The following is a 26,961-nucleotide window of genomic DNA, read 5'->3' on the forward strand; positions in this document are numbered from 1 at the left end:
ATCACCGCCCCGATCCGGCGTGCACGACCGCGACCTCGTCGCCGCCCAGATCGAAGGCCTTGTGCAGCACCTGCACGGCCTTGTCCAGCTCGGTGTCCTTGACCAGCACCGAGATCCGGATCTCCGAGGTGGAGATGAGGTCGATGTTGACCCCGTTCTGCGCCAGCGCCTCACAGAAGGTGGCGGTGACGCCCGGGTGGCTCTTCATGCCCGCGCCGACCAGCGACACCTTGCCGATGTGGTCGTCGAACAGCACCTGGGAGAAGCCGATCTCGCTCTGCCGCTTGGTCAGGAACTCCACGGCCTTCGGACCGTCGGTCTTCGGCAGGGTGAAGGTGATGTCGGTCTTGCCGGTCTCCACCTTGGAGACGTTCTGCAACACCATGTCGATGTTGACGTCCGCGTCGGCGATGGCGCGGAACACCTTGGCGGCGTATCCCGGCTCGTCGGGGAGGCCGACCACGGTCACCTTCGCCTCGCTGCGATCGTGAGCGACGCCGGTGAGAATTGCTTTCTCCAAGGGGATGTCCTCCATCCATCCGTAAACGTAGGTGCCCTGCTTGTCGGTGTACGACGAACGCACATGGACGGGCACGTTGAAGCTTCGCGCGTACTCCACGCAACGCAGCATGAGCACCTTGGAGCCGCAGGCCGCCATCTCCAGCATCTCCTCGAAGGAGATCTGGTCCAGCTTCTGCGCATCCGGCACGATCCGCGGGTCGGCGGTGAAGATGCCGTCCACATCGGTGTAGATCTCGCAGACATCCGCCTCCAGGGCGGCCGCGAGCGCCACGGCGGTGGTGTCGGAACCACCGCGGCCGAGCGTGGTGATGTTCTTGCTGTCCTGCGAGACGCCCTGGAACCCGGCGACCAGCACGATCACACCCTCGTCGAGCGCGTCGCGCACCCGGGACGGGGTGACGTCGATGATGCGGGCGTTGCCGTGCGCACCGGTGGTGATGACGCCGGCCTGCGACCCGGTGAACGAGCGCGCCTCCGCGCCCAGCGAGTGAATGGCCATCGCCACCAAGGCGTTCGAGATCCGCTCGCCCGAGGTCAGCAGCATGTCCAGCTCACGAGCCGGCGGCGCGGGGGACACCTGCTGGGCCAGGTCCAGCAATTCGTCGGTGGTGTCGCCCATCGCGGAGCAGACCACCACGACGTCGTGGCCCTGCTTCTTCGTCTCCACGATCCGCTCAGCGACGCGCCGGATACGCTCGGCTGATTCGAGCGAGGATCCTCCGTACTTCTGAACGACGAGAGCCACGACGGGGTCCTCCAAGATCGACTAGCTGCAATTACAGGAACCCAGAGTACCGATCCGGATCCAACGATTATCGATGCACCTCGATCGGGGGCAGGTGCGAGGAACCCATCCGAGCGTCGAACTTGGTGGTCAACGGTGCCAGGACCCAGTGATATCTGGTGTTGTGAAAAGCTGAAATTTCCCATCCTTCGGCGCGGCGGACGAGCACCCAGGTCTGCACCTTCGTCTTGCGGGGCGTGCGGCGCTGTCCGCCCTTCAGCAACGCGCCCTTGCCGTGCACCAGCGCCACGTCCGGCGCGGGGAAACGCAGCTGGGTGATCTCGCACTCCATCCGCGAGCCCTTTTGGAACTTCTCGAACAGCGGGACGTGGCAGGCCTCGATGTCGGCACGACCCTTGTGATGGGTGCCCAGGAAGGTGATGTAGTCGGCATCGGGCGTGAAAACGGCGGCATAGGCGGCGGCATCACCCGCGGCCCAGGCGGCGCTCGCCCGGTCCAGCACGGCGCGGACGGCCAGTTCGTCGGCGTGGCGGTCGGTCATCGGAGATCCTCTTTCACTGCTCTGATCATTTACTTATTCAGTAAATAGTTGAGTAAATAAGATAATGATCGAGTGGGGCGATAGTGTCAAGGAGGCAGCACCGGCGGAGAGGAGCGAGGCAGCGATGACGAAGGCGAAGGACCTGGGAGAACGACTCACCGTCGCCGCTCAGCGCAATGCGACGGACGCGGTGATGATGCACCAGGCCGTCGCCGACCGATTGGGCCTGCACGTGACCGATCTGCGCTGCCTGAACCTGCTGCGCCTGGGCGGTCCCGCCACGCCCGGCGAGCTGGCCGCCCGCACCGGACTGACCACCGGCGCCGTGACCCGGATGATCGACCGGCTGCTGCGGGGCGGCTACGTCGCCCGCGAGCACGACGCGCAGGACCGCCGCCGGGTGATCGTCACCGCCGACGAGGACCGGATCGCCGAGATCGCCCCGCATTACGAGCTGCTGGCGCGGGAATTCGGAAAGATCATGGGCGAGTACTCGACCGCGCAACTGGAGCTGCTGCTCGAGCTGTTCGATCGCCTGCACGAGACATCGCTGCGGGTGACCACGATGCTGCGCAACAACGAAACCGACTGAGCCGGAGAGGAACTCATGAAGAGCACCGAGATCGACGTGACCACGGGCCGCTCCGAAGTGGTCCACGACCTCACGCCGCAGTGCACGGCCTTTCTGCGCGAGGCCGCCGCGGGCGGCGACGGTCTGCTGCACGTCTTCGTCCCGCACGCCACGGCGGGCATCGCGCTGATCGAACTCGGCGCGGGCAGCGACGACGACCTGCTGGCCGCGCTGCGCGACCTGCTACCGGCCGACGACCGCTGGCGGCACGCGCACGGCTCGCGCGGGCACGGCCGTTCGCACGTCATGCCCGCGCTGATCGCGCCCTACGCCACCATCCCCGTGCTGCGCGGTGAACTCGCGCTGGGCACCTGGCAGTCGGTGGCCTTCGTCGACCTCAACGTCGACAACCCGAACCGCCGGGTGCGCCTCTCCTTCCTTGCCGACCCCAGTTGACCTGAGGGATCGGGCGCACCGGACGAGCGGCGAAGCGCTGCTGGACAGCGTGGTTGCGAACTGGCTTTCGCATAAGGGGGTACAGCCTTTCTGAAGAGAATCGCTCTGGGGTGGGGCTCAGGCCTTGGTGAACCAGGTCACCTGGGCGCTGTTGCTGAATTCCTGCCGCCGGACCGGGTGGAACAGGGTCGGGCGGAAGTTCCCGCCGAACACCGACACGCCCCCGCCGGCGATCACCGGATAGCTCTTGATGATCAGCTCATCGATCTCGTCGATGAGCGCACCGGCGAGCTTGCCGCCGCCGCACAACCAGATATCCCTGCCCTCTTCGGCTTTGAGCCGGCGCACCAACTCGACCGGATCACCGGCGACGACCTCGACGCCCGGATCGTCCACCGGCGCCAGCGTGCTGGACACGACGTACTGCTTCATATGCGCGTACGGACTGGCCACCCCGATCGACAGCGCCGGTTCGTAGGTGCCGCGGCCCATGATCAGCGTGTCCCACTCCCGGTTCGGCGCGTCCACGGCCAACCCCACGTGCGGACGGAGGTGCGTCGGGACCACCTCCGGATACCGCTCGTTGAACCAGGCCGACATGTCGTCGGCGACCGGATAGAAGTCGAATTCCCCGGCGGGCCCGGCGATGTAGCCGTCCAGGGACACCCCGACGTAGTAGACGAGCTTTCGCATATCAGTACCGCCTTGCCTGTTGTACTCTGTCTGTAGTGATTTCGAATGTAGTACTACGGATGGAGTGGTGTCAACATGCGGACCAATCCCGAACGCCGGCAGACCCTTCTGGACGCGGCGATCGAGGTGCTGGCGCGAGACGGCGCGCGCGGGCTCACCTTCCGCGCCGTCGACAAGGAAGCGGAAGTACCGGCCGGGACGGCCTCGAACTACTTCGCCAATCGCGACGACCTGCTCACCCAGGTCTGCGGGCGGTACTACGAACGGCTGCAGCCCAGCGCGGAGACCATGGCGATGCTGACCGACGCGCCCAAGAGCCGGGAGACCATCACCGAACTCATGACCGAGGTCGTCGGGCGCGTCGCCGGATTCCGCACCGGCTACCTGGCCCAGCTGGAACTACGGCTGGAGGCGACCCGGCGACCCGAACTGCAGGCGATGCTCACCGAGCGGGTGCGCGCCGACCTCGATTTCAATGTGCGCAACCACCTCGAGGCCGGGATGCCCGGCGACGCGACCACGGTGGTGCTGCTGTACCTGAGCCTGAACTGGCTGATCCTCGAAAACCTCACGCTGCCCGAGATTTTCGGTGAGCAGCAGCGACGCGAGCTGGTACGGGCGGCCGTCGACCGGGCGATCGCCGTGTGATGCTTCTCACCGATGGCCGGATCCCGCCACTGTCACTAGTGCGCCGACCAGGTGCGGGGGCCGCAGTCCGCACGACCGCCGCGGCCCGAAACACCGTGCCCCGGACGGACTGCCGCACCGGAGACCCGGTTGACGTGCGCTGTGGCCCCGGCGACAATCGGGCTCGAAGCATTACGGGGGGTGGAGGGCACAGCATGCGCACGAAGACCGACCACCGATTTGTCATCGACCTCGATCCCGAACAAGTCATGGAAGCCTTGCTCGCGATCGATCGGATCCCGGAATGGTCACCGTCGCACAAGGATGTGCGCGTGGCGACTTACGACGACTACGGACGTCCCAAGAAGGTATACGCCACGGTCACCCCGCTCGGCAATTCCGATCGGCAGGTTCTCGAATACGACTGCACCGACGACCGGGTCGCGTGGGAAGTCGTGGAGAGCGGCGCCGGCGGCGGCGGCCGCGGCTGGTTCGAGCTTCGAGGTGACCGGGGAGGGCACCGAGGTCTGGTACCACTCCGAACTGCAACTGCCGATCCCCGTGCCGGGAATCCTGATGAAACGCAGCATCGCCCGCGTGAACGAGGAAGCGGTGCAGAACCTGATCGAATTCATCGAGAAGTTCCGGTTCGAGAACTACGACGTGGGCTGAGCGTCACCCCGAGAACACCGACCGACTGGCACGATATCGGCATGACCGGTGTGAAACGGCGGATCCAGGCAGTCTCCGAGGATGCCTCGGTGACCCAGCTGGAGCTGTTCTTCGACCTCGTGTTGGTGTTCGCGTTCACCCAGGTGACCGATCTGGCCGCGCACGAGACGACGGCATTGAACATGCTGCGGGCCGTGCTGGTGCTCGCGGTCATGTGGTGGGTGTGGATCGCCTACGCCTGGCTGGGCAACGTGGTGAAGGCCGACGAGGGGATCGCGCGGGTCGCGATGTTCGCCGCGATGGGCGCGGCGCTGATCGTGGCGGAGGTGATCCCCGAGGCGTTCCACGACATGCCCGGCGGCTGGTACGGGCCACTGGTGTTCGCGATCGCCTACCTGGTCATCCGACTGGTGCACCTGCTGATGTTCTGGCTGGCCAGCAACGAGGACCAGCAGCTGCGCGGGCAGGTGACGCGCTGGGCTGCGGGGTCCATCACGATCGGCACCACGCTGCTGATCGTCGCGGCGCTCGAGCACGGCACCGTCCAGATCTGGCTGTGGATCGCGGCCATCGCCGGCGACATGCTGTGGACCTTCTTCGCCGGCAACCAGTGGCGGCTGAACTCGGCGAGCCACTTCGCCGAACGGCACGGGCTGATCATCATCGTGGCGCTCGGCGAGTCGATCGTCTCCATCGGCGTCGGCATGGCGGGGCTGCCCATCTCGTGGCCCATCGCCGTGGGATCGCTACTGGCACTGACGGTTTCGGGGCTGTTGTGGTGGGCGTACTTCGACGTGGCGGCCACCGCGGTGGAGCATGCGATGACCCACGCCCGCGGCGAGCGGCGCATCCAGATCGCGCGAAACTGCTACACCTTCTGGCATTTTCCGATGATCGCGGGCGTCATCGCGCTGTCGCTGGGCCTGAAGAAGGTGCTCAACTACCTCGGCGGCGCCCAGGGGCACACGTTGCACGATGCGCTGCACGGGATTCCGATGTTCGCGCTCTACGGCGGGGTGATGCTGTACCTGCTCGCGCTCGTCGGTTTCAAGCAGTACGCCACCGGGCAGGTCTCCTGGGCGCGAGTGGCGACCGCGGTGCTGCTGGCCGCGCTGCTCCCGGTGGCGACACAGGTACCGGCGATGGCCGCGCTGGCGCTGCTGTGCGCGGTGCTGGCCGCGCTGACCGGGTGGGAACTGGTGCGTTTCGCGGAGCCGCGCGAGGAGATCCGGCACGGCGCCACGGGCTAGCGGTAGTGGACCGGGGACTTGTGGTCCACCGTCTCCGGCACCTCCACCCCGTCGCGGACCGCCTCGCGCATCTGATTCACGTTCTCCCGCAACACATCTCCGATCAGCTCGTCGGTGCGCGGATCGGCCAGCGCCTGGAACACGATGCGGAAACTGATATCGGCGATGGTCCGGATGATGTCCTCGTGGAACGGGAGATAGCGCACCCGGCCGATCTGCGGGTCCTTGCGGATCAACTCGACGATCATGGCGTCGAGTTCGCCGCGGTTCTCCTCCAGCGCGGTGGCGATATTGCGGGTGTAGCGGCCCGCGCGCAGCACCGTCGCCACCTCCTCCAGCACGGCCATGGTCACCGGGCGCTTGATCGTCTCGACGATGGTGCCGACGAAACGGTTCACCACCGCCGCGGTCACCCGGTCACCGAAGACGCGGTCGGCGACTCGAGCCAGCCGGACCAGGATCACCACGACCCGCAGCAATCGGAAACCGCGGAAAAACGGGCTGGTCACCGGGATCATGCCCAGCACCTCGTACCAGTACACGAACGGGAACGTCCAGGACCAGTCCGCCCGGCGCCAGCGCCACCCGAACTCGACGGCGAAGATCGCGCAGATCGTGTAGTCGACGATCACGAACACGTGGTAGGCGCCCGGCGAGATCGGGAAGAAGGTGACCCAGCCGACCAGCACCACCGAGACCACGGCGAGCGCCAGCATCAGGAAGTCGGTCCACAGCGCCGGCGGTTTGCGCGGGTACTCCTCGGGCGACACAGCGATCCCTTCCACATCGAACGGTCCCGCCGAGAGTAATGGGTGTCGGCACCGATGTCTCCGCTGCGCCGGATGTCACAATCGCGCCGTGCCGCACTCACTTACCGGCGCGGACGATCGCCTCCAGATTGCGTTCGGCGAGCGCGGTGATGGTCAGCGACGGATTCACCGTGCCGGTGCTGCCCGGAATCGCGGCGCCGTCCACCACGTACAGGCCCGGATGACCGTGCACCCGGCCGTAGTTGTCGGTGGCGCGGCCGAGCACCGCGCCGCCGAGGGGATGCGCGGTGAAGACGGCGTTGGCGTCGTAGCCGAGCGGGGTGACGTAATCGAAGACGGCGCCGGACCGTTCGGCGATGCGGCGGTCGACCAGCCGGCACGCCTCCACCACCTGCTCCTGCGCCTGCCGCGGCCAGGCCAGGGCGGCGGCATTGCGCCCGGCGTCGAAGCCGATGCGGGCGCGGGTCGGATCGAAGACCATGCCCAGCGAGGCCAATGCGCCGGTCTCCACCGGGACACCGGGGATGAACCAATTCTCCAGCGTCAGCGGCATTCCGGAGGCGTCGAAGATGCGGCTGGCGCTCGGCACGCCCTGGCCGGTGCCCGACAGCGAGTTGTCGACGCGGGCGAGCACCACGTCGCCGTTGGTGCCCCAGCCGTCGCCGATGTGCTCGTTCAGGTGCGGCAGCGCGCCGGTGGCCTGGGCGCGCACCAGCAGCTCGGTGGTGCCGATCGAGCCCGCGCCGAGAAAGAGCCGGTCGCAGGTGAGGGTGCGGGTGGCCAGTACCGCGCCGGTGGGATCCAGCTTGGTCACGGTCACGACGTACCGGCCGCCCGGGTCCTGGGCGATGGCGTCGACACGATGGCCGGGGTAGACCGCCGACTTGCCGGACTCCTGGGCGTATTTCAGGTAGTTCTGGTTCAGATCGAACTTCGCGCCGTTGGAGTTGCCCAGGTTGCTGCGCGCCGCGGTGGCCGAGGGCCGGGTGGCGCCGGCCAATTCGCCGCGCAGGATGTCCCAGTTGAAGATCGAGTCGTTGGCCTGCGGCTGGTAGCCGGCCGCGCGGGCCTGCTCGTCCCAGCGCCGGGAATGACTGAACGGCGACGCGGCGTACAGGTCCGGCGGAAGCGGGCCCAGCCGCAGCTGCTGCCGCACCCGCGGGTAGTACACCCGATCCATCTCGCCGAATGCGACTGTGCCGCCGAAGATCTCGTCGAACCAGCGCTGCTCGGGGGCGACCATCGCGCCGGTGAACACCACGGATCCACCGCCCACCGCCGCCGCGCGCCACACGTCGATACCGGAGAATTCGGTGACGTCGAGAACGCCGCCGAACGGGGCGCACTGCATGGGCACCTTGGTGACGCCGGTGAAGCTTCTGCGATGCCAGAAGCCGCGCCCGTCGGGCAGGTCGTCGCCGGTGAAGATCTCCCGCCAGGGATCGTTGGGCCAGCGAGATCCCCGCTCCAGCACGGTATTCGCCACGCCCGCCTCGGCCAGCCGCAGCGCGGCGACCGCGGCGCCGAACCCGGAGCCGACAACGATGGCCGGCGAATGCTCGGGCGGATCGGGGAGGGGCGCGAAGATCTCCGGCACCCAGCTCCGGAACAGCTCGCTCCAGACCGGGTCGGCGGCGGCCGGACCGGTCCCGTGCACAGCCCCCACCGCACCCAGCAACGCCGCCGTCCCGGCGGCCTTCAGAAAGGCACGTCTGCGCACCCGGACTCCTTAATCACGTTCGATCGCGCGCGAGCGTACCCGGCGGACGACAATCGCCTCAACACAATCGGGAGTCCTCATAACAACGCTCCTATAGCTTGGAACTATCGAAGGTGATCAGGCGCGCAGGCGCTCGCGGCGGAGCTGGTCGACCTCCGGCAGATCCAAGGGGGCCAGTTCGTCCACGCCGAGGGCGCGCATGAGCAAGTAGTCGGCCAGCTCCGGATTGCGGGCCAGCGCGGGGCCGTGCATGTAGGTGCCCATGACCGAGCCCTGCACCACGCCTTCCAGGCCGTCGCCGACGCCGTTGCCCACACCGCGGGTGACGCGGGCCAGGCCCTGCGCGTCGCTGCCGAGTTTCGTTCCGCCCCGGTGGTTTTCGAAGCCGGTCAGGGGCTGGGACAGGCCGGGGAGCAACGGCGTGGTGGCCACCTCGCCGATGGCGCGCACGGCCTGCGGCGCGGTGGTGACGTCGAACAGTCCCACACCGTCGACCCGTTCGCCACTCGAGGTCTCGTACCAGTGGCCGAGCACCTGGATCGCGGCGCAGATCGCCAGTACCGGAACGCCTTTCGCGGCGGCCTGCTGCAGGCCGGGGTAGCGCTGCAGATGGCGCGTCGCCAGGCGCTGCGCCGAATCCTCGGCGCCGCCGAGCAGGTAGACGTCCAGCGACTCCGGAACCGGGTCGTTCAGCGTGACCTCGACGATCTCGGCGTCGTGCCCGCGCATCCGCAGCCGCTGCCGCAGCACCACGGCATTGCCGCCGTCGCCGTAGGTGCCCATCACGTCGGGCAGCACCAGCCCGATGCGGACGGTCGATTCGCTCATGCCCTGCCCTCCAGCTCCCGGTTCAGATCCCGGAACGCGGTGTAGTTGGCCAGCACCTCGACCCGGCCGGGCGGGCAGGAGGCGATGGCGCGCAACGGATTCGGGACCGTGGTGTGCTCGACACCGGCGTAGGTCAGGCGCACCGCGAGGTCGGTGGCGCGCTCCCCGGCGGCGACCACCTGGGTGCCCTCGAAATGCTCGAACCGCACATCCCACAGCCAGGACAGGTCCTCACCGTCGGGAACCTGGCCGTTGACCGCGATGACCAGGCCCGTCGCCGCCGGGTCGATCATCGACAGCGCCTCCTGCCAGCCCGCCGGATTCTTCGCCAGCAGCAACCGCGCGCTGTGCTCGCCCACCTGCACGCTGCGGTAGCGCCCGGCGATCTCGCGCACGGTGCCCGCCGCCTGGGCCGCCGCTTCCGGGCGCACGCCCAGCGCGACCGACGCCGCCACCGCCTGGGCGGCGTTACCGCGATTGGCCCGGCCCGGAAGGGCAAGGTGCAGCGGCAGTTTCACGCCGTCGGGGCCGTAGAGGTGCTCCTCGTCCACCCACCAGTCCGGCTCCGGGCGATGGAAGTCGGCGCCGGTGCTGCGCCAGTGCGTGCCCTCCCACACGATCGGCTCGCCGCTGCGCGGACAGCTGGTGGCGTCCACCGACCAGCCGCTGCCCGCGGCCACCCACACCACGTTCGGATGGTCGTAGGCGATCGAGGTGATCAGCACGTCGTCACAGTTGGCGATCAGCACGGTGTCCGGGTGCCGGGCCAGGCCGGCGCGCAGCTTGCGCTCGATCATGTTGATCTCACCCACCCGGTCCAGCTGATCGCGGGACAGATTCAGCAGCACCACCGCGGCCGGGTTCAGCGCGTCGCTGACGTGCGGCAGATGCAGTTCGTCGACCTCGATCGCGGCCAGCGGCGCGGTGCGGTCGGTGCTCAGGGCCGAGACGATGCCAGCGTCCATATTGGCGCCGTCGGCCTGGGTCACCACTCGCCCGAGCGCGCCGAGCGCGGCCGCGGTCATCCGGGTGGTGGTCGATTTGCCGTTGGTTCCGGTCACGAGCACCGTGCGACGGCCGCGACCGAGCTGGGTCATCAGCTTCGGGTCGAGCAGCAGCGCGATCAGGCCACCGATCATCGAACCCTTACCGCGACCGGCCTTCTGCGAGGCCCAGGACGCCGTCGCCGCCGCGCGCAACGCGAGCCGTCCGCGCACCGAGATGTCTGCCACGCCGCGAGTTTATTGGTGGTCGGCGGGATGTGCGCGGGCGGTGCTGCCGGGGAGCTAGCCGCCGGTGCTGTAGAGCAACTTCTCGTAGTTCTCCGGGGAGTAGCGCTGCTCGAGTTGCTCGACGGTTTCGGTGAGGTTCGTCTGGACCTCCTTGGCCAGGCGGGCCGCGTTCGGCAGGTCGTCCTGCGGCCACCCGTCCGGTTTCCACAGGCTGCTGCGCATGAACGCCTTGGCGCAGTGGAAGAAGATCTGCTCGATCGCCACCTCGACGGCCAGCACCGGGCGATGGCCCTTGACGATCATGTCGTCGAAGTAGGGGGCGTCGCGGACCAGCCGGGCGCGGCCGTTGACGCGCAGCGTCTCGTTGCGGCCCGGGATGAGGAAGATCACGCCCACGTGCGGGTTGGACAGGATGTTGAGGTAGCCGTCGGCGCGCCTGTTGCCGGGGCGCTCGGGGATGGCGATGGTCCGATCGTCGAGGACCTGCACGAAACCGGCCGGGTCGCCCTTCGGGGAGGCGTCGCAGTGACCGTCGGCGTCGCTGGTCGCCAGGACCACGAACGGGGACGTGGCGATCCACTGGCGGTCGCGCGGGTGCAGTGTGGCGCGGTCCTTGGTGGCGGCGCGGGGATGCGGCTCGCCGAGCAGCTCACGCAGCTCGGTGGCGGTCGTGATCTCGCTCATGCTCCGATTGAACTGCCGATCACGGCCCGCGCCAAGGGGTTTGTGAGCAATCAGATCGCGACGTCGAACAGGTTGGGTTGCCCCGCGGCGTAGCGATCGGCGTCCTGTCGCCGCAGCGGTTCCAGTTCGGCGGCGCGGTACAGGGTGAAGACGCGGCAGCGGGCGGCGTTCGAGCCCGCCACGTCCAGCAGCGCGTTCACCGCCGTGCGGGCCGCCTCGCTCGCGCCCTCCATAGTGGCCAGGTCCACGTTGGTGCGCACGTAATCGCCGGCGAGGAACAGGTTCTCCAGCGCGCCGTGCGGCTGTGGCCGGGCCGCCCAGGACCCCGCGGTGTTGATCAGCAGCGGGTCGGCGTTGCTGTTGCGGCGGCGGTCGGCGTCCCAGGTGATGCCGGGGTCGAGGAACCAGGAGTGCAGGTCGTCGTCGCGCAGCGCGGCGCCCGCCAGATGGGCTCGCAGCTGCGCCCAGACCTCGCGGGCGATCTCGTCGTGCGTGCATTCCTTGGCCGGCTTGCCGAACAGCGGACCGGGCGTATTCCAGTCGGAGATGTCGACCGACAGGCAGTCCTGCACCGTACCGTCGCCACGGTCGGGAAGCCTTGTGCGCGACCAGAATTGGCCCTGCGCGATCGAGGTGAGCGACCACGGCGAATCGACGTAGGCGACGTGCCCGCGCGCGATCTGCGCCGGCCGCCGCAGATACAGCTGGATCCCGGCCATCCAGTCCACGACCAGCCGGTCCAGCTCGGCCAATTCCGGTCGCACGGCGAGGATTTCGGGCGTGCACAACGCGCGCGCCACCTCGACGGGCACGGCCAGCACGAAATAGTCTGCAGCCACGGTGTTTCCGATCCCGGAGCCGTCCACGGTGCGTGCGCCCACGATCCGGCCGTCCCGGACGTCCAGTCCGCGTACCTCCGCCGTCTCGAACCGCACGCCCAGCTCACCCAGCAGTCGCACCCACGGATCGATCCAGGCCTCGTTGGTCGGGCCGTCGAGCACGCGGTCCAGCGGGCCGTCGTTGCCGACCTCGCGCGGGTTGCCGAGGAACTGCTCGCCCATGGTGCCGATCGTGCGGGTGCTCGCCTGCTCGTCCTTGGCCGCGACCAGCAGCGTGGTGAGGGTGCGCGACAGCAGCGCCCGGAACTCCCGGGATCGCCCGGCCGCGCCGACGAAGTCGCGCCACGGCACGTGCTCCCACTGCCCGAAGCGGCGCGCATCGCAACTGGTGTCGAAGACCAGCAGGCGGTTGGCGAAGTAGAGCGCGTCGGCCGTCGGCATCTTCGCCGAGGTGGCGATGACCGAGCCGACGGTCTGGCGGAAATCGTCGGGGGTCGCCCAGCCGCGGGCGCCGCCGCTGCGCATGGGGACGATGGTGTCGTCGGCGCCCTGCCGGGCGAATCGCGCCTCGGCCGCGGGCACCAGGTTGTCCCACACCCCGTTCTCGTTGCCCGGGAAGGGGATTCGGCGCATCGTGTCCGGTATGTGGCGATAGAAGCCGGGGAAGAAGCGGAAGCCGTGCTCGCCGGGCAGATCGGGCCGACCGCCGCGCCCGCTGCCCGGGACCGGAATGCTGCGCGCCTTGCCGCCCAGCGCCCGGCGCTCGTAGACGGTGACCTCGAAGCCGCGCTCGGCCAGTTCGTGCGCCGCGGTGAGCCCGGCCACGCCACCGCCGAACACCGCGACCCGACGACCCGTCTCCGCCGCCGCGCGCGGCGGTCGCCATACCGCCGCACCGGCCGTCATTCCCGCCGTAACCATCCCCGCCGCTCCGCGAAGCATCGTTCTCCGCGACGCGGCCCCCAGCCGTTCTGCCATCTTCCGGACCTCCACGCCGCGGCCAACTCTAAGCGCTCGGCGTCGACGGACACGAAACCCCCGCGAATACGCGCACTTCGCCGGTTACTTACTGAGGGCGATCGCCGGGTCCGGCGCCGCGGGGAAGACGGGCTCGGTGCACTGTGCGGGCCGCCGGCGTGCGGACGTCGCGGCGAACGCCCCCGCGACCACCGCACCGGCCAGGGACAGCGCCGACGGCCGCTCGCCCAGGAACAGCGCCCCCAGCAGCACGGTGAACGGCGCCGAGGACTGCAACACCAACGAAGCCAGACCCGTGGGCATCCCGGCGCGCATGGCGGTGAAAAGAAACGCGAACTGCGCGATAACACGCGGTGTTCACAGTTGTGGGCGGGCCTTGTTGACTTCCGCAACGCGGCTCAAGCTCGCGCACCAGTCTCGCGTCTGAGGTGAGATGGAACCGAGCAGGCGCATGGCATCTCGGTGGCGCGCCGGCACCTGAACCCCAAGCAGCGGTTCCATGTGTGCCACACGGTTCCGCAGGCTGACCAGCCGATCCAGTCGGTCGTGAACAACGATATCCGCTGAGATAACCCCGCTCCTCGACCGGATCGGCCGAGCATACGGAAACGCTCGGTGCAGCGCGTTGTTCCATAGAACTTGCAGACCGGTCTTCGATGGGGCCGCAGCCGGAAGAAGCTTGCGCCACAGTCCAAAAGAGAGCTGCGCCAGCATGTCGTCGTGGCAGACCGCGGCGTTGCGGCGGGCATGACTGGGGTCGCGAGCCGCACGAGCGTTGGTGGCGTGAACGCGGGCCTGCTTCACGGCCTGGGCAGCCACACCGGCGATTGGGGAAGCGGGCAGTTCGGTCCACTCGGCGGGGTATGGCCGGCCTGTCGCGTGATCGACGCCACGGGTGGGATTCCATGTCCGAAGTTCCGCGTCGACCGCGTTCCGCACGACCACCTCGACGATGCCTAGGACTTCCTGAAACGCGGCGTTGAGCTGCAAGTTCCAGTGATAGAGCGCCAAGGCAAGCTCAGCGTCACCGCAAGCCTCGGATAGGTAGGGTGCCAGGCGCGGACCGCTGAGGCAGCGGGAGACCTCCTGGTGCACCGTGCGTGCAGGCATTCGCCCTTTCTAAGGGACCGCACTATGGACTACCAAATTCAGTTGTCCAGTAGACGGTCGCAGCGCCTCTACCAGCGGTTTGTAGATTTCAGATGCAGAGCTACAGACGCACCTTCTCCACACAGCAGCGTGTATGGTTAGTAAGGAATGCGGGAGACAAGAGCTGCCGCACATTACATGGGAACGCCCCGGAGCCGTGTGCTCCGGGGTTTTCTCATTGCCCGACGTGCTCTGTACCAACCGGAAAGAATCCCGAGAGGCGAGCGCCAATCTGGTGGCGGGAGGGTCAGAGACGGGGAAGCGGCCCCCGGATCATCCGGAGGCCGCTTCGGGAATCGTTGGCAGGTAGGGCCTTCAGCCCTGGTACCGGTCGAAACTCGGGTAGGGGTCCTGGCCGGGATAAGGGTTCGGCGAGCCGGGGTACTGCGCCTGGGTGTATCCGCCCTGCTGCGCGGGCGGGTACTGCCCCGGGGGACCGGAGTACTGGGTGTTCGGGCCGGGGAAGGGGGGTTGCGGGACGTGGTAGCCGAAGTCGTCGGCGACCATGGCGGCCAGCTCCAGCAGGGCCGTGCGGGTGGGCTTGCCGACCAGTTCCAGATCGATTTCCGCGCCCTCGGCCAGGTGGTCGTCGAACGGGACCACCTGCACCGCGCGGGTGCGGTCGAGGAACAGCTTGCGCAGCTGGTCCAGGTCGACCGTGGAGGCGCCGCGGCGAGAGGCGTTGACCACCACCACGGTTCGCTCCACCAGCTTGCGGTAACCGTGGTGCTCCAGCCAGTCCAGCGTGGCCGAGGCGCTGCGGGCGCCGTCGATCGCCGGGGAGGTCACCAGGATCAGGGAGCTGGCGAGATCGAGCACGCCCTTCATGGCCGAGTGCATCAGGCCGGTGCCGCAGTCGGTCAGGATGATGTTGTAGAACTGCTGCAGGATATTGATCGCGCGCCGGTAATCGGCCTCGCTGAACGCCTCCGAGACGGCCGGATCCTGTTCGCTGGCAAGCACTTCCAACCGGCTCGGCGCCTGCGAGGTATGCGCCCGCACGTCCGAGTAGCGGCTGATGTGCTGGTCCTCCAGCAGGTTTCGCACCGTGGAGCGGGTCTGCCGCGGCACCCGGTGCGCGAGCGTGCCCAGGTCGGGGTTGGCGTCGATGGCGATCACGCGGTCACCGCGCGAGGAGGCGAACGTCGAGCCCAGACCGACTGTGGTCGTGGTCTTTCCGACACCGCCCTTCAACGACAGGATGGCGATCCGGTAGTCGCCGCGCACGGGCTGGTTCACCCGCTCGACCAGCTCGCGCTGGACCACATCGGCCGGTGACTCGCCCGGGTTGACGGTGCCGCCGGTGACCTTGTGCACGGCCTTGCGCCAGCCGCTGCGCGGCGAGCGGCGAGCGCGCTTGAGCAGGTTCAGCTCGTTCATCGAATGACCGGGCGGGCCCGGCAGCTGCGGCGGCTGGTGAAAACCCGTGGGCGGCTGGGACTGTGGCGGCGGACCGCCCTGCCAGTTGTCCCGGCTGGGCTGCGGCTGGTAGGGCTGCGGCGGGGCCGCGGGCTGCGGCGGCAACGGCGGTGGGGCCCAGCTGAACTGCTCGCCCGCCCCGCCCGGCTGTTCCGGAGCGGACGGCGCCGACTTCTCCTCGTCGAAGACTCGGCGGACCATGCCGTCCGGGCCGATCTCCTGCCGTACCTCGCCGTAGGCGGTCTCCTGGCGCACCTCGCCGTAGGACGACTGCGCGAACGAGTTCGGGTCGCCGGGCGCGGCCGAGTATTTCTCCGTGGCGTCGGTCGGTGCCGGGTATTGCCCTGTGGGCGGCGGGAATTGGCCCGACTCCCCGGCCCGCCGGACGGCGGCAAGTAACCCCGATCCCCCGAGCCGCCGGACGGACCGAACTGCCCCGGCTCACCGGGCGGCGCGAACTGGCCCTGCTCGCCGGGGGGAGGGAAGTAACTCTGATCACCGGACGGCGGAAAATGACCCTGGTTGCCGGAGGGCGGGAAATGACCCTGCTCACCGGGCGGTGGGAAATGCCCCTGCTCGCCGGGCGGCGGGAAATGACCCTGCTCACCGGGCGGCGGGAAATGCCCCTGCTCACCCGGACCACCGGGCGGCGGAAAGTTGCCCTGCTCATTCGGCGGCGCGAAGTAGCCGTGCTCGTTCGGGCCACCGGGCGGCGGAAAATAGCCCTGATCATTGGGCGGTGGGAAGTAGCCCTGCTCATTCGGGCCACCACCCGGCGGCGCGAACTGGCCCTGCTCACCCGGGGGCGGGAAGTAACCCTGATCACCGGGAGGCGGAAACTGGCCCTGCTCACCGGGAGCGGCGAACGGACCGCCGTGCTCGGGCGGCGGAAAACCACCGGGCGGGAAGCCCTGGTTCGGTGGGTACTGGCCCGGCGGCGGCGAGAACGGCCCGAACTGTTCCTGACCGAACTGCGGCTGGAATGTGGTCTGCTCGATCGAATCGGGCACCGGCGGGAAGATGCCCGCGGCCTGTTCGGGTTCGTCAGCGGATTCGGGTTCGGGTTCGGCGGACTCGGTATCGGGTGCCGGCGCGTCGGCTTCGTCCGATGCCGTGGCGGCGTCGTCGTCCGCCTGTTCGTCGTGCGCCGGGTTCGAGTTCGGATCGTCCTTCTCGGCGGCTACGTCCACCCCGGGGTTCTGCAACCAGGGCGGTGAGGTCGAGTTGTCGTTAGGTGTCACGTTTCCCCCATCTGCTCGGGTTTTACGAGCAGAGAGCTCGGCGCTGAATGCACTCCCAAGCTAGCACGCTGGTCGTATGCCCGCGCCGTCGCGGACCTGCCCGTACTCCCGGCAGCGGTAAGTTATCCACATGTGGAAAACTTCTCGGATTCGGGGGCGCGAGCAGGTGATTCGGCGCCGTTGTCCTATTCGGTTGTGAAACGCCTTGGGCGGTCCGAGAAGTCGGAACCGACCGGCTCACGACGGCCGGCGGACCGCACCGCCCCGACGCGCGCGGGACGGTGCGGAACGGCTCAGCGGCCGCGGTGCGCCCGGTTGACGGCGGAGACGACCGCGCGCAGCGAGGCGGTCGTGATGGACGTCGCGATGCCCACGCCCCACGACACCTGGTCTCCGACGGCACATTCCACGTAGGCGGCGGCCTGCGCGTCGTCACCGGCGGACATGGCGTGCTCGGAGTAGTCCAGCACGCGCACGTCGTAGCCGATGGTCGCCAGCGCGTCGACGAACGCCGCGAGCGGGCCGTTGCCCTCGCCGGAGATCTCCTGCTCGGCGCCCTCCACCTTGACCACCGCATCAATGTGGTCGGTGCCGCCGTCGGTCTCCGCGGCGGACACCTTCTGCCGCATGCGTTCCAGCGGCAGGATCGGGTTCAGGTACTCCTCGGCGAAGACGTCCCACATCGCCTTCGGCGAGACCTCACCGCCCTCGCCGTCGGTGATCCTCTGGATCGCCTGCGAGAACTCGATCTGCAACCGGCGCGGCAGGGCCAGGCCGTGGTCGGTCTTCATGATGTAGGCGACGCCGCCCTTGCCGGACTGCGAATTGACCCGGATCACGGCCTCGTAGGTGCGGCCCACGTCCTTGGGGTCGATGGGCAGATACGGGACCTCCCAGGTGAGGTCCTCGACATCGCGGCCATCCGCGTCCGCTTGCACCTTCATCGCGTCCAGGCCCTTGTTGATGGCGTCCTGGTGACTGCCGGAGAAGGCGGTGTAGACCAGATCGCCGCCGTAGGGGTGCCGCTCGTGCACGGGCAGCTGGTTGCAGTATTCGACGGTGCGGCGGATCTCGTCGATGTCGGAGAAGTCGATCTGCGGGTCCACGCCGCGCGAGAACAGATTCATCCCCAGCGTGACCAGGCAGACGTTGCCGGTGCGCTCGCCGTTGCCGAACAGGCAGCCCTCGATGCGGTCCGCGCCGGCCATATAGCCCAGCTCGGCGGCGGCCACGGCGGTGCCGCGGTCGTTGTGCGGGTGCAGCGACAACACGATCGACTCGCGACGGGCCAGGTTGCGGCTCATCCACTCGATCGAGTCGGCGTAGACATTCGGAGTCGCCATCTCGACCGTCGCGGGCAGGTTGATGATCATCGGCCGGTCCGGGGTCGGTGCGATGATCGCCGACACCGCGTCACACACCTCGCGGGCGTACTCCAGTTCGGTGCCGGTGTAGGACTCCGGGCTGTACTCGTAGCGCCAGTTCGTGTCGGGGTAGCGCTGCTCGATCTCCAGGCACAGCGTCGCGGCGTCGGTGGCGATCTTCTTCACCGCGTCGCGATCGGCCCGGAAGACGACCCGCCGCTGCAGGATCGAGGTCGAGTTGTAGAAGTGGACGATCACATTCGGCGCGCCCTGACAGGCCAGGAACGTGCGCTCGATCAGTTCCGGGCGGCACTGGGTCAGCACCTGAATGGTGACGTCGTCCGGCACCGCGCCGTCCTCGATGATCTCGCGCACGAAGTCGAAGTCGGTCTGGCTGGCCGACGGGAAGCCGACCTCGATCTCCTTGTAGCCCATCCGCACCAGCAGATCGAACATGCGGCGCTTGCGAGCCGGGCTCATCGGGTCGATCAGCGCCTGATTGCCGTCGCGCAGATCCACCGCGCACCAGGCCGGCGCGCGCTCGATCACCCGGTCCGGCCAGGTGCGATCCGGCAGCGTGACGGGTTCGACCTCCTCGGCGAACGGCCGGTACCGAAAGGTCGGCATCGAGGAATTCTTCTGTGTGTTCCACGCGGGCTGGTCGGCCGGCGCGGCCTTGGACGGCGCGGTGATGGTGCGCGATCCGGATACGAAGGCGTCAGCGGGTGACATGCGATTCTCCGTGGTGTGGGTTTGGTATGTCCCAATAGCTTGGGTCGACCGGCACAGCTGAACCCCGCGACGGGAGCCGGTCCGTGTCAGACCCCGTCGCGGCGGCCGAGAAGGAGTGCCCGCTGCATGATGCCCGCGAGTTTACAGCCCCCCGATCTGCGACGAAAGCACACCCCGCAAACCCACAAGCCAGCACACCCACACGCACCCCCATCCCTCCCGAACCACCACACCCACCCCGTCACCGACCAACCCACCACACCCACCCACCCCTGTCGCCAACAAACCACCACACCCGCCCCCTGTCGCCAGCCAAACCACCACACCCACCCCTGCCACCAGCCGAGCCACCACACCCACCCCTGCCACCAGCCGAGCCACCACACCCACCCTCGTTACCAGCCGAGCCGCTACCCCCACACACCCACCGAAACAGAGACTCGATCGCCCACCCATCCCCGAACCGCAAAAACTCCCCCAGTAACGTCCAACCCCGTAGGTTTTCGGCGCGTCTCGGTTTTCGGGTGCCGCTGCAAAGCGACGAAGGAGCCAGCAGCGGCACCCGAAAACCGAGACCAAGGGCGCCGAAAACCCGCCGGAGCGAAGCGGAGGCCAAAAACACAGCATGCCCCTCCTAAACCAGCTGCTCATCCTCACCGCAGGCATCGCAGCCGGATGCATCAACACCATCGTCGGCTCCGGCACCCTCATCACCTTCCCCGTCCTCCTAGCCCTCGGCTATCCCCCCGTAACCGCCAACGTCTCCAACACCATCGGCCTGGTCCCCGGCGGCCTGAGCGGCGTACTCGGCTACCGCCGCGAACTCACCGGCCAGCGCGCCAGACTGCTCCGACTCGGCACCGCCTCCCTACTCGGCGGCGCCCTCGGCGCGATCCTCCTGCTCCAACTCCCACCCCAGGCGTTCAAGGCGATCGTCCCGATCCTGATCATCGCCGCCCTGATCCTGGTCGTAGTACAACCCCGCCTGTCCCGCTGGGTACAGCGGCGGCGCGCGGCCGACGGCTCGTCCCCCGAACACGGCGGCCCACTGCTGTGGCTCGCGGTGCTGGCCAGCGGCGTCTACGGCGGATACTTCGGCGCGGCGCAGGGTGTCCTGCTGATCGGCCTGCTGGGCGTGTTCGTGCACGACGAGCTACAGCGCCTGAACGCCGTGAAGAACTTCCTGGCCCTGCTGGTGAACACCCTGTCGGCACTGATCTTCGTCTTCGTCGCCGACGTGGCCTGGCAGGTGGTCGCGCTGATCGCGGTGGGTTCGATCATCGGCGGGCAGCTGGGCGCGACGGTCGGCCGCCGCATGCCGCCGACGGTGCTGCGCGGCGTGATCGTCGTGGTCGGCCTCGTCGCCATCGTGCGCCTGCTGACCACCTGATACGCCGGTTACAGCACCCCGGATTCCAGGAATGTGCGCAACCGGGCACGGTAGGGCGTGAGGTCGATCCGCTGCTCGGCGAGCCACTCGGCGGAGTAGTACTTGTCGATGTAGCGGTCGCCCGGATCGCAGAGCAGGCCGACGACGCTGCCCGCCCGCCCGACCGCCGCCATCTCGGACATGATGTGGAACGCCGCCCACAGACCGGTGCCGGTGGAGGCTCCCGCCTTGCGCCCGATCAACTCGTCGAGCACCTGGATCGACGCGATGGCCGCAGCGTCGGGGACGTGGATCATCCGGTCGATCGCGGCGCCGACGAAACTGGGCTCCACGCGCTGGCGCCCGATGCCCTCGATGCGCGAGCAGATCTCGGTGGTCGCGGCCGGATCGTCGTCGCGCCAGCCGGGGAAGAACGCGGAGTTGTCCGGGTCGGCCACGCAGATGCCGGTGGCCCGGCCGGTGTAGCGGATGTAGCGGGCGATGGTCGCCGAGGTGCCGCCGGTGCCCGCGGTCGCCACGATCCAGGCCGGATCGGGGTGTCGTTCCTCGGCGAGCTGATCGAAGATGGATTCGGCGATGTTGTTGTTGCCGCGCCAGTCGGTGGCCCGCTCGGCGAAGGTGAACTGGTCCATGTAGTGGCCGCCGGTCTCGGTCGCCAGCCGCGCGGCGACGTCGTAGACCTCGTTCGCGTCGTCCACGAAATGACATCGGCCACCGTGGAATTCGATCAACCGCACCTTCTCCCGGCTGGTGCCGCGCGACATCACCGCGACGAACGGCACCCCGATCAGCCGCGCGAAGTACGCCTCGGAGACGGCCGTCGAACCACTGGACGCCTCGATCACCGGCCGGTCGGGCCGGATCCAGCCGCTGCACAGCGCGTGCAGGAACAGCGAGCGCGCCAGCCGGTGCTTCAACGATCCGGCCGGATGCGTGGACTCGTCCTTCAGATACAGGTCCACGCCGGGCACCGCGGGCACCGGGACCCGCAGCAGGTGCGTGTCCGACGAGCGGCGCATATCGGCGCGCACCTTGGCGATCGCCTCGGCCAGCCAGGCTCGGTGACCCGGGTCGTACCGGTTGACGTCCACCATGTCCGGCGCGGCGCCGGTGGGTGTGACCGCGGCTGTCATGCGCACTCCTCGCCCTCGAGCCCGTTGAGGTAGAACTCGATATTTCCATAGCCCCGACCGACGATTGCGGAGGGGTTGCTCCGGACGCGCCCGGTCCGGGGGCTCGAACGAGTCCCCCGGGCGTGATAAGACCGTAGTGCGGACGGTCTTCTCGCCCAGGAGGTCTTCATGCACGTACGGCTCTGCCTATCCTGCGACGCCACTCTCGACCACTGTCACGGCACGCTCATCGTGCACACCGACCGGTCGGTGGAGTGCACGGACGCCGACTGCCACGACACCGATCACGCCCGGCACACCTTCATCGTCGACTGTTTCGACCTCGCGGGCGGCTGCGCCTGCGCCCTGCCGGAGCCCCGTTCCGGGCCACGTAGCCTGGCCGGGTGAGCTACGACCACGTACTGCTGCCCTCCGGCGTCGCCACCACCCCCGACGAAGTCGACGCGTACCTGACCGCCCAGCGCGGCCTGCCGGAGGACAAGGTGGTGACCGAACTGGCGACCGCGCTGAACGAGCACAACGCGGCACTGCCCGAACCGGACGGCTTCCTCACCGAGCCGCCCGTGGGCGGCGCCGAAACCGGTGCGGCACTGTATGTTTCGAGCCCCTACGACGCGATAGGCCACCTGCGCGGCCTGCTGTTCGACCTCGCCACACCACGGTCGTACGCGGTCTACGATCCCCAGCTCGCCTGGCTGCTCGACCCCGCCGGGCACATTCCGGTCACCGTCACGCACGGCGGCGCGGGTGAATTCCCTTATCTCACCGAGCCGCTGATCCACCAGTGGATCCCGGACCTGACCGACCCGAATCCCTATCTGATCGTCGAGCGGGAACCTCAGGTCTACATCCAGACCTTCCGCGACGGCGACGGCGACTACGCCCTCGAGTACCGCGACGGTGCACCCGACCGGCACTTCGGCACCCGGCTCGACGACGCTCATCGAGTCGCCGAGCTGATCTGGGACTGGACCACCGGCGACCGCACCCGCCTGGCGGCGCTCGACTGGGAACCGATCCTGCTCTGAGCCCGTCGCTACAGTGCGCCCCGTCGCTACAGTGCGCGGCGGCCCGACAGCGCGCGGCCCAGGGTCAGCTCGTCGGCGAATTCCAGATCGCCGCCCATCGGCAGGCCCGAAGCCAGCCGGGTGACCGACAGGCCGGGGAAGTCGCGCAGCATGCGGACCAGATAGGTGGCCGTCGCCTCGCCCTCGGTGTTCGGATCGGTCGCGATGATCACCTCGGTGACATCGACGCCGTCGTCCTGATTTCCGATGCGGCCCAGCAGTTCTCGAATGCGTAGCTGATCCGGGCCGATGCCGGACAGCGGGTCCAGCGCGCCGCCGAGTACGTGGTACCGGCCGCGGAACTCCCGGGTGCGCTCGATGGCCTGCACATCCTTGGGCTCCTCGACCACGCAGATCAGGGTGCGGTCGCGGCGCGGGTCGGCGCAGATGCGGCACAGCTCACCGTCGGACACGGTGCCGCACACCGAACAGAACCGCACCCCGTCGCGCACCTTCTGCAGCGCGGCCTGCAACCGGTCGATCTCCGGCGGCTCGACCGACAGCAGGTGGAACGCGATCCGCTGCGCGCTCTTGGGACCGACGCCGGGCAGCTTGCCCAGCTCGTCGATCAGATCCTGAACCGGACCCTCGTACAACGCGGTGGCCCCGGGCTCAGAACGGCAGGCCGGGCATGGAACCCCCGCCCATGCCACCGGCCAGCGGGCCCAGCTTCTCCGCGGCCAGCTGCTGGGCGTTCGCGGTTGCGGCGTTGATCGCGCCCACCACCAGGTCCTGCAAGGTCTCGATGTCGTCCGGGTCGACGACCTTCGGATCGATCTGCAACGTCTGGATCTCGCCGGTCGCCTTCACGGTGACCTTCACCAGCCCGCCGCCGGCCTCCCCCTCGACCTCGGCCTCGGCGAGTTCGGCCTGGGCGGCCATCACCGCCTGCTGCATCTGTTGTGCCTGCGCAAGCAGGGCCTGCATGTCGACCTGTCCACCGGGCTCCACGGGCTGTCCTCTCTGCGGGAAGTGGTTGCTCCCCAGCGTAGTCACGATTGGGTCTACCCCCCTATCGGCCCGGCGATAGCGAACTACGATCGGTGGGTGGGGTCAGGTCACATGGAGGCGGTTATGCGGGCAGGCCGTGAACCAATTCGAATATCTCTCAGGCGAGTGTTCGCACCGGCCTGCCTGGCGGCATTGCTCGCCGTGGCGCCGGTCGTCGTCGCCGCGCCCGCCGCGCACGCCGACACCGATTACGGGGGCGGCTGCGCGCTGTATCCCGACAACCCCCAGGCCACCATCGTGGCGTTGCGCGACATCTGCGACCCGCAGCAGCAGGACCAGATCTTCCTGGACGCGCCCCGGGGCACGGTCCCCATCGGCGTGACGAACGGCTGGGTCGCGCGCCCGCCGATCGTGGAGGCGGTAGCCCCGCCGCTGTGGAGCGGCAAGAACTTCTACACCAACCCGGACGGCGGGATCCTGCAGAATCGCATTCTCGGCGGCGGGACCGAGGGCTTCCCCGCCAACGTCTACAGCGCCCCGTCGATCCTCGACGGCCAGCCGGTGTGGGCGCTGGACTACGCCCCGTCCATCACCCCGCAGATCTGGGACGAGATCCGCGAGGTCACCCCGGGTGTCTGGTTCGGCTACTCGTGGTGGCGCGGCGCCATTCAAACCACGCCCCTGCTGACCTTCGTGCTGACCTATTGACTCTCCCCCGCTGGAGGGTGTTCGCTGATCGGCATGACAGCGACAGTCCCCATCGGGGAATTCGCCCGGCTGACGTACCTCAGCGTCAAGACGCTGCGGTACTACGACGAGATCGAGCTGCTCCAACCCGCGACGAGAGACCCGGCCTCGGGCTATCGGCGCTACTCGACCGAACAGGTCGCGCAGGCGCATCTCATCCGGCGCCTGCGTGATCTGAACATGCCGCTGCCCGACATCCGCACGGTGCTGGCCGCGCCCGACCGATCCGCGCGCGATACCGCCCTGCGGGCCCATCTGGAACGCATGGAGGCCGAGCTGGCGCGCACCCGGGACGTGGTGGCCTCGCTGCGGGCCCTGTTGTCGCCGAGCCCGCCGATCGAGGTCGAATACCGTTCCGTCCCCGCCTTTCCCGCGCTCACGTTCTCGAATACCGTTGCGCAAGAGGGCATCTCGGAATGGTGCGACGCCGCCTTCGGCCGGCTCTACGGGACACTGGCCACCGCGGGCGTCGCACCGGCCGGTCCGGCGGGGGCCACCTACTCCACCGACTTCTTCGAGAACGAAGCCGGCGAGGTGGTCGCGTTCGTGCCGATCGCACCCGCCGAGCGCGACCGGCTCGCGGCCGCCGACGGCACCGCGGTGCTCGAACTTCCGGCCCGGCGTTTCGCGATCGCCGTGCACACCGGCCCGTTCACCGACTTCGACCGCACCTACGGCGCCCTGGGCAGCCACGTCGCCGAGCACGACACCGCACTCGCCGAACCCGTGCGGGAGCTGTACCTCATCGGGCCCACCGATGTCGAGGATCCCGCCGATTTCCGCACCGAGGTCTGCTGGCCGGTCGGCCGGCCGTGAAGAAAGGAATACCGATGCCACCCAGGCTCGCCAATATCGCCGTCGACTGCGCGGACGCCGCCGCACTGGCGCGCTTCTACGCCGAACTGCTGGAGCAGCCGGTCGATCCGGAGGCGAACCGGAATTTCGCGACGGTCGGCCGCGACACGATGTCGCCGACCCTGATGTTCCTGCGCGTGCCGGACAAGAATCCGGGCAAGAACGTCGTCCACCTCGATCTGGTCGCGACCGATCGTCGCGACCAGATCGAGCGGGCGATCACGCTGGGCGCAAAGCACATCGCCGATTACGACGAGTACGGAATCAGCTGGTCCACCCTCGCCGATCCCGAGGGCAACCTCTTCGACATCGCCGAGGGCTGAACCGATCCGGCCCGCGCGTGGCCGGAAGCCCTTACGACAGTTCGCCTTTCAGGTTCTCCAGTACCTCGGCCTGAATCTTCTTCAGGCCCAGGGGCGCGAAGATGCCCTCGAAGAAGCCGGGAACGCCGCCGGCGCCCTTCCAGCTGGTCCGGACGGTGACCAGGGAACCGGCGCCGGACGGCGTCACCGTCCAGGTCGTCACCAGCGTCGAGTTCGAATCCCGTTCCGTCACGATCGAATCCGAGACCGATACCACCGCGTGCACATTGCGCGACCGCTTCTCGGTGGCCTGCAGCGTCCATTCGGCGACCGTGCCGGCGCCCTTGCCGCCCTCGAGCACCTTGTAGTCCCGATAGTGCGACGAGAGGATGCGGGGTCGCACCGTCTCGTAGTCCGAGATCGCCTCGAGCGTGCGCTGCGAGTCGGCCGGAACGACGATCGAACTGGAGGCGCTGACCTGTCCCACTGTGAACTCCTTGTTTGAGTCGGCGATGTGCACCTTGCCTGCCGCCGGGCTATGCTACGCCGCGACTCAGGGGAGCCGGGTCGTCATCGTAACGGGAATCACCTAGGGGGGTTCGTGTCGAATACCGTGCTGCGCGCACGTCGGATCAAGGACGTCGTCACCTACGTGCTCGGCATCGTGTTCGGCATCGGCCTGCTGATCGGCGGCATCGTGACGCTGAACGGCGACGGCAAGGTGGACTGCGGCGGCCACGAGATGAAGGCCGGCGACACCTGCACGACGACCAGCCGGCACGGCAGCTCGACCACGCGCACCGTCGACGAGCAGAACAGCAGGAACAAGCGCATCGGCTGGACCCTGATAGTCGTCGGCCCGCTGCTGAGCGCGGGCTGTGTCTGGCTCCTGCGCGGCGAACTGCGCAAGCCCACCGGACCCACCGCCGGTGCGGGCTCGCCTCCGCCGCAGAACAATTCGCCCTATCCGATGGCGCAACCGCCCGGCGTCGCGGGCGTCCAGGCGTCGCCGGACGGATTTCCGCAGGGCCAGGGCGCATCGGCGGGCCACGCGAATTCCGCCGCGCCACAGCACACCCCGGTGCATCCCCACGCCGCGACCGGTGGCTACCCGCCGCCCGGCCCGCACGATCCGGGGTACGCCCCGCCGCCCGGTCCCGGGTACACGCCGCCGCCCGGGCCGCCGGTTTCCGGACACGCGCCGCCGCCCGGGCCACCAGGTTCCGGGTACGCGCCGCCGCCCGGCGGGCCGGGACCCGGGTACGCCCCGCCGGGCTACCAACCGCAGCCGTACCCCGGGCAGCCGCCGCACCCTTACGGCCCGCCGCCAGGCCACCCGCAATCCGGACCGCCCAACGGGTACCCCCGCAACTGAGCGCGGCCGACGCCGGGCGATGATCTCCGCCCGGCGCCCCGAAAGCTCCAGCACACTCCGTTAGGCTGGCTAATTACCGCCGCGACCTGCCCGTTCGCCCGATGCCAG

General features: G+C 68.7%; 29 protein-coding genes and 1 pseudogene. 13 read left to right on the forward strand and 17 right to left on the reverse strand.

Going from position 1 to position 26,961, the window contains the following annotated elements:
- Nucleotide 1: 1 nt before the first annotated feature.
- Nucleotides 2–1,267 carry an aspartate kinase gene (locus ACFMRZ_RS20935; protein WP_280274821.1) on the reverse strand — a complete coding sequence of 422 codons (1,266 nt, stop codon included), beginning with the start codon at nucleotides 1,265–1,267 and terminating at the stop codon, nucleotides 2–4.
- Nucleotides 1,268–1,334: 67 nt separating this feature from the next.
- Complete coding sequence (locus tag ACFMRZ_RS20940) at nucleotides 1,335–1,808, reverse strand: SgcJ/EcaC family oxidoreductase (protein WP_400180428.1); 474 nt, start codon at nucleotides 1,806–1,808, stop codon at nucleotides 1,335–1,337.
- A gap of 124 nt (nucleotides 1,809–1,932) precedes the next feature.
- Here ACFMRZ_RS20940 and ACFMRZ_RS20945 point away from each other — a divergent pair, with 124 nt between their 5' ends.
- Together ACFMRZ_RS20945 and ACFMRZ_RS20950 are read left to right on the forward strand one after the other, a co-directional pair.
- Nucleotides 1,933–2,400, forward strand: a complete 468-nt coding sequence (locus tag ACFMRZ_RS20945) for a MarR family winged helix-turn-helix transcriptional regulator (RefSeq protein WP_400180429.1) — start codon at nucleotides 1,933–1,935, stop codon at nucleotides 2,398–2,400.
- A 15-nt stretch (nucleotides 2,401–2,415) separates the two neighbouring features.
- Nucleotides 2,416–2,835: a secondary thiamine-phosphate synthase enzyme YjbQ gene (locus tag ACFMRZ_RS20950; RefSeq protein WP_280361866.1), complete on the forward strand. Its 420-nt coding sequence runs from the start codon at nucleotides 2,416–2,418 to the stop codon at nucleotides 2,833–2,835.
- Nucleotides 2,836–2,952: 117 nt separating this feature from the next.
- Here the strand turns inward: ACFMRZ_RS20950 and ACFMRZ_RS20955 are convergent, their stop codons facing one another.
- The gene (locus ACFMRZ_RS20955; RefSeq protein WP_400180430.1) at nucleotides 2,953–3,528 is read right to left on the reverse strand and encodes a dihydrofolate reductase family protein; all 576 of its coding nucleotides are present in this window, start codon (nucleotides 3,526–3,528) and stop codon (nucleotides 2,953–2,955) included.
- 75 nt (nucleotides 3,529–3,603) lie between these two features.
- Here ACFMRZ_RS20955 and ACFMRZ_RS20960 point away from each other — a divergent pair, with 75 nt between their 5' ends.
- The 3 genes from ACFMRZ_RS20960 (at nucleotide 3,604) to ACFMRZ_RS20970 (ending at nucleotide 6,077) form a co-directional block, all read left to right on the forward strand.
- The gene (locus ACFMRZ_RS20960) at nucleotides 3,604–4,176 is read left to right on the forward strand and encodes a TetR/AcrR family transcriptional regulator (RefSeq protein ID WP_400180431.1); all 573 of its coding nucleotides are present in this window, start codon (nucleotides 3,604–3,606) and stop codon (nucleotides 4,174–4,176) included.
- Between the two features lie 483 nt (nucleotides 4,177–4,659).
- Nucleotides 4,660–4,827, forward strand: a complete 168-nt coding sequence (locus ACFMRZ_RS20965; RefSeq protein ID WP_400180432.1) for a hypothetical protein — start codon at nucleotides 4,660–4,662, stop codon at nucleotides 4,825–4,827.
- Between the two features lie 41 nt (nucleotides 4,828–4,868).
- On the forward strand, nucleotides 4,869–6,077 hold the full coding sequence (locus ACFMRZ_RS20970) for a low temperature requirement protein A (RefSeq protein WP_280274814.1): 1,209 nt from the start codon (nucleotides 4,869–4,871) through the stop codon (nucleotides 6,075–6,077).
- Here the strand turns inward: ACFMRZ_RS20970 and ACFMRZ_RS20975 are convergent.
- The 9 genes and pseudogenes from ACFMRZ_RS20975 to ACFMRZ_RS21015 all read right to left on the reverse strand — a co-directional run bounded on the left by ACFMRZ_RS20975 (nucleotide 6,074) and on the right by ACFMRZ_RS21015 (nucleotide 15,951).
- The gene (locus tag ACFMRZ_RS20975) at nucleotides 6,074–6,847 is read right to left on the reverse strand and encodes an ion transporter (protein ID WP_280274813.1); all 774 of its coding nucleotides are present in this window, start codon (nucleotides 6,845–6,847) and stop codon (nucleotides 6,074–6,076) included. The genes ACFMRZ_RS20970 and ACFMRZ_RS20975 overlap by 4 nt on opposite strands.
- A gap of 97 nt (nucleotides 6,848–6,944) precedes the next feature.
- Complete coding sequence (locus ACFMRZ_RS20980) at nucleotides 6,945–8,567, reverse strand: GMC oxidoreductase (RefSeq protein WP_400180433.1); 1,623 nt, start codon at nucleotides 8,565–8,567, stop codon at nucleotides 6,945–6,947.
- A 117-nt stretch (nucleotides 8,568–8,684) separates the two neighbouring features.
- A complete protein-coding gene (locus ACFMRZ_RS20985) occupies nucleotides 8,685–9,395 on the reverse strand; it encodes a type 1 glutamine amidotransferase (RefSeq protein WP_400180434.1) in 711 nt (236 codons plus the stop codon).
- Nucleotides 9,392–10,627: a Mur ligase family protein gene (locus ACFMRZ_RS20990; protein WP_280361877.1), complete on the reverse strand. Its 1,236-nt coding sequence runs from the start codon at nucleotides 10,625–10,627 to the stop codon at nucleotides 9,392–9,394. Before ACFMRZ_RS20990 ends, ACFMRZ_RS20985 begins: the two co-directional genes overlap by 4 nt.
- A 54-nt stretch (nucleotides 10,628–10,681) precedes the next feature.
- Nucleotides 10,682–11,311 carry a pyridoxamine 5'-phosphate oxidase family protein gene (locus tag ACFMRZ_RS20995; protein ID WP_400180435.1) on the reverse strand — a complete coding sequence of 210 codons (630 nt, stop codon included), beginning with the start codon at nucleotides 11,309–11,311 and terminating at the stop codon, nucleotides 10,682–10,684.
- Nucleotides 11,312–11,361: 50 nt separating this feature from the next.
- Nucleotides 11,362–13,071, reverse strand: a complete 1,710-nt coding sequence (locus tag ACFMRZ_RS21000; protein WP_400180436.1) for an FAD-dependent oxidoreductase — start codon at nucleotides 13,069–13,071, stop codon at nucleotides 11,362–11,364.
- 240 nt (nucleotides 13,072–13,311) lie between these two features.
- Nucleotides 13,312–13,473 (reverse strand): annotated as a pseudogene (locus ACFMRZ_RS21005) (EamA family transporter); the annotation flags it as partial.
- A 12-nt stretch (nucleotides 13,474–13,485) separates the two neighbouring features.
- Nucleotides 13,486–14,238 (reverse strand): hypothetical protein, encoded by a 753-nt coding sequence (locus ACFMRZ_RS21010; protein ID WP_400180437.1) that lies wholly within the window; start codon nucleotides 14,236–14,238, stop codon nucleotides 13,486–13,488.
- Nucleotides 14,239–14,592: 354 nt separating this feature from the next.
- The gene (locus ACFMRZ_RS21015; protein ID WP_400180438.1) at nucleotides 14,593–15,951 is read right to left on the reverse strand and encodes an AAA family ATPase; all 1,359 of its coding nucleotides are present in this window, start codon (nucleotides 15,949–15,951) and stop codon (nucleotides 14,593–14,595) included.
- 284 nt (nucleotides 15,952–16,235) lie between these two features.
- On the opposite strand from ACFMRZ_RS21015, the gene ACFMRZ_RS21020 reads away from it, so the two are divergent.
- Nucleotides 16,236–16,913 carry a hypothetical protein gene (locus ACFMRZ_RS21020; protein ID WP_400180439.1) on the forward strand — a complete coding sequence of 226 codons (678 nt, stop codon included), beginning with the start codon at nucleotides 16,236–16,238 and terminating at the stop codon, nucleotides 16,911–16,913.
- A gap of 317 nt (nucleotides 16,914–17,230) precedes the next feature.
- Here ACFMRZ_RS21020 and leuA read toward each other — a convergent pair whose 3' ends face one another.
- Nucleotides 17,231–19,033: a 2-isopropylmalate synthase gene (gene leuA, locus ACFMRZ_RS21025; RefSeq protein ID WP_400180440.1), complete on the reverse strand. Its 1,803-nt coding sequence runs from the start codon at nucleotides 19,031–19,033 to the stop codon at nucleotides 17,231–17,233.
- A gap of 625 nt (nucleotides 19,034–19,658) precedes the next feature.
- On the opposite strand from leuA, the gene ACFMRZ_RS21030 reads away from it, so the two are divergent.
- A complete protein-coding gene (locus ACFMRZ_RS21030; protein WP_400180441.1) occupies nucleotides 19,659–20,423 on the forward strand; it encodes a sulfite exporter TauE/SafE family protein in 765 nt (254 codons plus the stop codon).
- 8 nt (nucleotides 20,424–20,431) lie between these two features.
- Here the strand turns inward: ACFMRZ_RS21030 and ACFMRZ_RS21035 are convergent, their stop codons facing one another.
- A complete protein-coding gene (locus ACFMRZ_RS21035) occupies nucleotides 20,432–21,517 on the reverse strand; it encodes a PLP-dependent cysteine synthase family protein (protein WP_400182927.1) in 1,086 nt (361 codons plus the stop codon).
- 207 nt (nucleotides 21,518–21,724) lie between these two features.
- Between ACFMRZ_RS21035 and ACFMRZ_RS21040 the strand changes: the two genes are divergently transcribed.
- Together ACFMRZ_RS21040 and ACFMRZ_RS21045 are read left to right on the forward strand one after the other, a co-directional pair.
- Nucleotides 21,725–21,943: a hypothetical protein gene (locus ACFMRZ_RS21040; RefSeq protein ID WP_280273883.1), complete on the forward strand. Its 219-nt coding sequence runs from the start codon at nucleotides 21,725–21,727 to the stop codon at nucleotides 21,941–21,943.
- Nucleotides 21,940–22,584 carry a hypothetical protein gene (locus tag ACFMRZ_RS21045; RefSeq protein ID WP_400180442.1) on the forward strand — a complete coding sequence of 215 codons (645 nt, stop codon included), beginning with the start codon at nucleotides 21,940–21,942 and terminating at the stop codon, nucleotides 22,582–22,584. The genes ACFMRZ_RS21040 and ACFMRZ_RS21045 overlap by 4 nt, the downstream gene beginning before the upstream one ends.
- A 26-nt stretch (nucleotides 22,585–22,610) precedes the next feature.
- Here ACFMRZ_RS21045 and recR read toward each other — a convergent pair whose 3' ends face one another.
- Nucleotides 22,611–23,219 (reverse strand): recombination mediator RecR, encoded by a 609-nt coding sequence (gene recR, locus ACFMRZ_RS21050; protein WP_187686217.1) that lies wholly within the window; start codon nucleotides 23,217–23,219, stop codon nucleotides 22,611–22,613.
- A gap of 16 nt (nucleotides 23,220–23,235) precedes the next feature.
- Entirely contained in the window at nucleotides 23,236–23,574 is a 339-nt protein-coding gene (locus ACFMRZ_RS21055; RefSeq protein ID WP_280273881.1) for a YbaB/EbfC family nucleoid-associated protein, read from the reverse strand.
- A gap of 165 nt (nucleotides 23,575–23,739) precedes the next feature.
- Between ACFMRZ_RS21055 and ACFMRZ_RS21060 the strand changes: the two genes are divergently transcribed.
- The 3 genes from ACFMRZ_RS21060 to ACFMRZ_RS21070 are packed head-to-tail and all read left to right on the forward strand — an operon-like array spanning nucleotide 23,740 to nucleotide 25,499.
- A complete protein-coding gene (locus ACFMRZ_RS21060; RefSeq protein WP_280273880.1) occupies nucleotides 23,740–24,282 on the forward strand; it encodes a hypothetical protein in 543 nt (180 codons plus the stop codon).
- Nucleotides 24,283–24,315: 33 nt separating this feature from the next.
- Nucleotides 24,316–25,137, forward strand: a complete 822-nt coding sequence (locus ACFMRZ_RS21065; RefSeq protein WP_400180443.1) for a MerR family transcriptional regulator — start codon at nucleotides 24,316–24,318, stop codon at nucleotides 25,135–25,137.
- A gap of 14 nt (nucleotides 25,138–25,151) precedes the next feature.
- Entirely contained in the window at nucleotides 25,152–25,499 is a 348-nt protein-coding gene (locus tag ACFMRZ_RS21070) for a VOC family protein (protein WP_400180444.1), read from the forward strand.
- A gap of 31 nt (nucleotides 25,500–25,530) precedes the next feature.
- On the opposite strand, the gene ACFMRZ_RS21075 is transcribed toward ACFMRZ_RS21070, so the two are convergent.
- A complete protein-coding gene (locus ACFMRZ_RS21075; RefSeq protein WP_280273877.1) occupies nucleotides 25,531–25,965 on the reverse strand; it encodes an SRPBCC family protein in 435 nt (144 codons plus the stop codon).
- Nucleotides 25,966–26,079: 114 nt separating this feature from the next.
- Between ACFMRZ_RS21075 and ACFMRZ_RS21080 the strand changes: the two genes are divergently transcribed.
- The gene (locus tag ACFMRZ_RS21080; RefSeq protein ID WP_400180445.1) at nucleotides 26,080–26,853 is read left to right on the forward strand and encodes a hypothetical protein; all 774 of its coding nucleotides are present in this window, start codon (nucleotides 26,080–26,082) and stop codon (nucleotides 26,851–26,853) included.
- Nucleotides 26,854–26,961 lie beyond the last annotated feature (108 nt).

It is taken from the genome of Nocardia sp. N2S4-5, assembly GCF_044628355.1.
Classification (GTDB): domain Bacteria; phylum Actinomycetota; class Actinomycetes; order Mycobacteriales; family Mycobacteriaceae; genus Nocardia; species Nocardia wallacei_B.

Excerpts from the sequence above, each read along its gene's own strand:
- ACFMRZ_RS20940 (WP_400180428.1), bottom strand. The coding sequence starts at position 1,808 with ATGACCGACCGCCACGCCGACGAACTGGCCGTCCGCGCCGTGCTGGAC.
- ACFMRZ_RS20945 (WP_400180429.1), top strand. The coding sequence starts at position 1,933 with ATGACGAAGGCGAAGGACCTGGGAGAACGACTCACCGTCGCCGCTCAG.
- ACFMRZ_RS20950 (WP_280361866.1), top strand. The coding sequence starts at position 2,416 with ATGAAGAGCACCGAGATCGACGTGACCACGGGCCGCTCCGAAGTGGTC.
- ACFMRZ_RS20955 (WP_400180430.1), bottom strand. The coding sequence starts at position 3,528 with ATGCGAAAGCTCGTCTACTACGTCGGGGTGTCCCTGGACGGCTACATC.
- ACFMRZ_RS20960 (WP_400180431.1), top strand. The coding sequence starts at position 3,604 with ATGCGGACCAATCCCGAACGCCGGCAGACCCTTCTGGACGCGGCGATC.
- ACFMRZ_RS20970 (WP_280274814.1), top strand. The coding sequence starts at position 4,869 with ATGACCGGTGTGAAACGGCGGATCCAGGCAGTCTCCGAGGATGCCTCG.
- ACFMRZ_RS20985 (WP_400180434.1), bottom strand. The coding sequence starts at position 9,395 with ATGAGCGAATCGACCGTCCGCATCGGGCTGGTGCTGCCCGACGTGATG.
- ACFMRZ_RS20995 (WP_400180435.1), bottom strand. The coding sequence starts at position 11,311 with ATGAGCGAGATCACGACCGCCACCGAGCTGCGTGAGCTGCTCGGCGAG.
- ACFMRZ_RS21000 (WP_400180436.1), bottom strand. The coding sequence starts at position 13,071 with ATGGTTACGGCGGGAATGACGGCCGGTGCGGCGGTATGGCGACCGCCG.
- ACFMRZ_RS21010 (WP_400180437.1), bottom strand. The coding sequence starts at position 14,238 with ATGCCTGCACGCACGGTGCACCAGGAGGTCTCCCGCTGCCTCAGCGGT.
- ACFMRZ_RS21020 (WP_400180439.1), top strand. The coding sequence starts at position 16,236 with ATGACCCTGCTCACCGGGCGGTGGGAAATGCCCCTGCTCGCCGGGCGG.
- leuA (WP_400180440.1), bottom strand. The coding sequence starts at position 19,033 with ATGTCACCCGCTGACGCCTTCGTATCCGGATCGCGCACCATCACCGCG.
- ACFMRZ_RS21030 (WP_400180441.1), top strand. The coding sequence starts at position 19,659 with ATGCCCCTCCTAAACCAGCTGCTCATCCTCACCGCAGGCATCGCAGCC.
- ACFMRZ_RS21035 (WP_400182927.1), bottom strand. The coding sequence starts at position 21,517 with ATGGTGGACGTCAACCGGTACGACCCGGGTCACCGAGCCTGGCTGGCC.
- ACFMRZ_RS21040 (WP_280273883.1), top strand. The coding sequence starts at position 21,725 with ATGCACGTACGGCTCTGCCTATCCTGCGACGCCACTCTCGACCACTGT.
- ACFMRZ_RS21065 (WP_400180443.1), top strand. The coding sequence starts at position 24,316 with ATGACAGCGACAGTCCCCATCGGGGAATTCGCCCGGCTGACGTACCTC.
- ACFMRZ_RS21070 (WP_400180444.1), top strand. The coding sequence starts at position 25,152 with ATGCCACCCAGGCTCGCCAATATCGCCGTCGACTGCGCGGACGCCGCC.